At 70.6% G+C, this 3,343-nt stretch carries 3 protein-coding genes; all 3 read right to left on the bottom strand.

Going from position 1 to position 3,343, the window contains the following annotated elements:
* On the bottom strand, window positions 1-703 hold a 703-nt coding region (gene tilS, locus ASE59_RS20755), incomplete at its 3' end, for a tRNA lysidine(34) synthetase TilS (protein WP_235515808.1).
* Between the two features lie 526 nt (window positions 704-1,229).
* The gene (locus tag ASE59_RS15420; RefSeq protein WP_056458235.1) at window positions 1,230-2,195 is read right to left on the bottom strand and encodes a tetratricopeptide repeat protein; all 966 of its coding nucleotides are present in this window, start codon (window positions 2,193-2,195) and stop codon (window positions 1,230-1,232) included.
* A 59-nt stretch (window positions 2,196-2,254) separates the two neighbouring features.
* Window positions 2,255-3,070, bottom strand: a complete 816-nt coding sequence (locus ASE59_RS15415) for a helix-turn-helix domain-containing protein (RefSeq protein ID WP_056458232.1) — start codon at window positions 3,068-3,070, stop codon at window positions 2,255-2,257.
* Between the last annotated feature and the right edge of the window lie 273 nt (window positions 3,071-3,343).

The following is a 3,343-nucleotide window of genomic DNA, read 5'->3' as shown; positions in this document are numbered from 1 at the left end:
GCGGGTCGAGCCGGCCGGTGGCGAGCAGCACGCGCGCGTGGGTGCGGTCGTGGCGGGGGTCGGCGTTCGACGGGTCGTCGACGAAGGGCAGGTCGGTAGCGAGGGTGCGCAGGTCGGCGCGGCGCCAAGTCAGGAGCGGGCGGATGATGGGGAGGGCGGGAGCTGCAGCTTCCGGTCGTACCCCAGCCTTCGCCGGGGTACGGGTAGGCGATGCCGCCCATCGATCGCTGCGGAAGTCCCAGCGCGGGCGGATGCCGGCGAGACCGGCGGGGCCAGAGCCTCTGGCGGCGCGCATCAGGAAGGTTTCGGCCTGATCGTCGGCGTGGTGGGCCGTGGCGAGGGCAACGGCGTTCGCGGCGAGCGCCCAGTCGGCGAGGAGCGCGTAGCGCAGGTGGCGGGCCTGTGCCTGGATGCTGGCGCCGGCGGGGGGCCGGTCTGGGGCGAGGGTGGCGTGGAGGATCTGGTTGGCGTTGCAGTAGCTGGCGACCATCGCGGCTTCGTCGGCCGAGGCGGGGCGCAGGCGGTGGTCGACGGTGGCGGCGATGATCGCTTGCGGAAAGGCGGCGGCGGCAAGGGCGAGCATCGCCATCGAGTCCGGGCCGCCGGAGATGGCGAGCGCGAGCGGGGTGGCGGGGGTTGGCGTAGGCGCGAGTGCGGTTACGTGGGTAGTGAAGCGGAGGATGGCTTCGGGGGGGAGGGTCATCGGGGAACGTGGGTGAGCGGGTTGTTTGGGGTCGAACTCGACCGGTTTTGATCGCCTTCACCCTTCCGCGGCTGCGCCGCTCCCTCCCTCTCCCGCCGGGAGAGGGAATAGACGCGGACGGTAAGAATAGGAAGCGGGCGAAGATGTTTGATTGTTAGCGGCCATAGCCGTCCGCCTAGCCCTTCCCGTTCGCTTCGAGCGCAGGTTCGAGCTTGTCGAGAACTGTAGTCGAGAAGGGGGTGCCCCGAACGGGGTGTTCTCGACGGACGCTTCTCGACTTCGCTCGAAGCTGCTCGAACTGAACGGGGTGGGTGGGGGAAGGTCGGTCGAATTCCGGCAAGGGACGTGGCCGGAGAGCGCAGGCCTTGCGTACCCCCCCGCCGTTCGTCCTGCGTAGCGGTCGAGCCTGTCGAAACAGCGTATCGGAGGACCGCCGCGCGTGCTTCGATACGGGCCTTCGACAAGCTCAGTCCCTACTCAGCATGAACGGTTGGGGGAAAGGGTACGTTCGTGTGTCGCGACCGCTTCACGCGCACTTGTTCGCGGCCCGGCCCTTCGCGACATCCGCCTTCATCGTGGCCGAAACCTTGTCGCCATAGACGTCGGTCAGCTCGCCATAGACGTCGCAGGCTTCCTTGGTCTTCTTCAGCTTGGTCAATGCATCGGCGAGGTAGAACAGGCTGTCGGGGGCGCGTTCGCCGTCGGGGGCGTTCTTGTAGTTGTCGTAGAATTCGCGGCTCGCGAGGCTGGGCTTGCCGTCGTCCAGATAGGAGCGGCCGATCAGGTTCTGGGCGAAGCTGGCGCGGCGGTGTTTGGGATATTGCTGGACGACCGGGCGGAGCGCGGCGATCGCTTCGGGATAGAGCTTCGCGTTCCACAGGCGGTAGCCATAGGTATAGCCGTCCTCGGCCGCGTCGCCGGTCGCGGGCTTCTCGATCGCATTGACGCGCGCGGCGCGGGCCGGGTCGGCGGCAGGGGTTGCGGCGGGCGCGCCGAGCGTGCCGCCGCCATTGCCAGGGCCGCGCGTGGCGGGGGGCGGGGCGCTGGTGTCGGTGCTGGTGTCGCCCGATGCAGCGATCGCGCCGGGGGTGGCGGGGGGCAGCGCGCCCGCCTCGACCGTCTTCAGCCGGGCGTCGGTCGCGGACTTGTAGGCGGCGAACGCTTCTTCGAGCTGGCGCTGTTTATATTGCACCTGTTCGAGCTGGCCGGTCAGCGACTGCTGCTGCGATTCGAGCGCATCGACGCGCGCGGTCAGTGTGGCGAGCGGGCCGCTCGACGGGGTGCCGGGGATCTCGGTCGGCTGGGTCGGCGCGGTGATCTGCGGCTCGACCTGATTGGGGGCGCCGCCGGGGAAAACCTTGCGCTGCACGGCGCGCATCTCACGCTCCAGCTTGTTGACGCGGCCGTCGAGCGCACCCTGATCCTGGGCGGCGGCGGGCAAAGCGAGGAGCAGGCCGAGCGCGGCGAGCGGCAGGCCGAGGATAGTACGCATGGAAAGCCCCTTCGAGGCGGACAAAATAAGGCTGTGGCGCATGCCGCCTGTCGCCACGCTTAACCCGCCGGGCTGGGAGTGGGGGCGGGGGTGGCGCGGCTGCGGATCGCGTCGGCGCTGATGCCGACGGTGATCGCGCGTTCGGCGGTGCCGAGCGGCGGCACGTTCGATCCGTTGAGCGTGACGGTCAACAGGTCGGGGCGGCCGGTGCGGATCTGCGGGTTCCTGGCGGTTTCGGGCACGTCGTAGCGCTCGTTCGCCGCCATTTCCTTGTTCACCAGCGTGCCGGTGTCGTCGAAGATGCGGACCCAGACCGGGCCGGTGGCGGTCAGCGTCACCTGTCCGCCGCTGGCCGGCGCCGCGACCGGCACGGTGGCGCCGCCGGGGGCCGCGGTCGGGGTGGCGGCGGGCAGCATGCCGAGATCGCCGGCGACGGTGGCGGCCGGGGCGGCCGGTTCGTCCTCGCGGAACAGCGAGGTGCCGAAGAACACGCCGACGACCAGCAGCACCACGATTGCGATCGCGGCTGCGGCGGCGACCAGCCCGCCCGAGGGGCCACGGCGCGCGTCGATCGGCTCGAGGTCCTGGAGCGGTTCGGGCCGCTGATAATTGGCGGCGAGTTCGGCACGGAGCGCGCGGGCGACCTCGGTCTCGTCGACGCCGATCGCGCGGGCATAGGCGCGGCCGAAGCCCATCGCATAGGTGGTGGAGGGTAGCGCCTGGAACTTGCTGTCCTCGACCGCTTCGAGATGGCGCAGGGGGATGCGGGTGCGCTGCGCGATGTCGGACAGGGTCAGGCCCTGCCCCTCGCGTGCGGAGCGCAGCATCATGCCCGCCGTGCGTGGCGTGCCCGTGGTGCCGTCGCCGTCCATCATCACTGTCCTTCTTACCCGCTTGCTTCCCGCCCCCGGTCGCGGGAAGGTTTCGGCCAGCGGGCTGCGCCTGTCAACGCCGGAGCGGGGAGGTGGCGGGGTTTTGGGGTGTTCCACCGGGGCGGTGGCGTTCGGGGCGTGGCCCCTCCACCACGCGCTGGCGCGCGCGGTCCCCCTCCCCATCGGGGATGGGGAGGATCTGGGGTGGCGCAAATCCTCCCCGGCACGGGGAGGGGGGAGGATTTTAGGGCCAATCGACGTTCAGCCGCTCCCCTC

Origin of the sequence: Sphingomonas sp. Leaf10, from assembly GCF_001421245.1 — a bacterium.
Classification (GTDB): Bacteria; Pseudomonadota; Alphaproteobacteria; order Sphingomonadales; family Sphingomonadaceae; genus Sphingomonas.
The sequence above is the reverse complement of the archived record's forward strand: the minus strand, read 5'-3'. Positions and strand labels throughout refer to the sequence as shown.

What these genes read in the sequence shown, in the direction of transcription:
- ASE59_RS15420 (WP_056458235.1), bottom strand. Translation starts at nt 2,195, where the DNA reads ATGCGTACTATCCTCGGCCTGCCGCTCGCCGCGCTCGGCCTGCTCCTC.
- ASE59_RS15415 (WP_056458232.1), bottom strand. Translation starts at nt 3,070, where the DNA reads ATGATGGACGGCGACGGCACCACGGGCACGCCACGCACGGCGGGCATG.